Source organism: Mesorhizobium caraganae (genome assembly GCF_016836705.1).
Lineage (GTDB): Bacteria > Pseudomonadota > Alphaproteobacteria > Rhizobiales > Rhizobiaceae > Mesorhizobium > Mesorhizobium caraganae.
The window spans coordinates 1-462 of the sequence record NZ_JAFCGY010000136.1 but is presented as its reverse complement, the minus strand read 5'-3'; the positions used below and the strand labels follow the sequence as shown (position 1 = coordinate 462).

Here is a 462-nt window from a genome sequence, read left to right as displayed (position 1 = left end):
CCCGTATTGCTCGGCGTCCTTGCCCAGCGCGCCGGCGTACTCACGGCTCAGCTCCTGCAAGCGGGTCTTGCCGTCGGCGATGCTGGCCGGATTGTCCGGATCGACATCGGCGAACACGCTCATCGCGTTCTGGTTGATCGCCTGGCTGGACAGGCGCTTGAGGTACTCGGCGCCTTCCTTCGACACCTTGGTGGTATCGAACAGCGCCGCGGTCGAATCGGCATCGGCGCCGACCAGGAAACGGTCGTCGCTGCCGGCGGCGAGGCCGAAGGCCTGCAAAGTGTCGTCGTCGTTGGCGATGGCCTTGATCTGGTCCATCAGCTGCGGATTGGTCGCCTTCACCTCAGACGGCAGCGCGTTCAAGCCGCCGAGCGTCTCCTGCAACAGGCGCCCGTCGGCGGCCAGACTCTTCTCCAACGACTGATACTTGTTCAGCCAATCCGGATCGTCCTTGCCCTTGGC

General features: G+C 64.7%; 1 protein-coding gene. It reads right to left on the bottom strand.

Annotated elements, in window-relative coordinates; genetic code table 11:
- A partial coding sequence (locus tag JQK88_RS35650; protein ID WP_203281274.1) for a hypothetical protein occupies nucleotides 1–462 on the bottom strand: 462 nt, incomplete at both ends.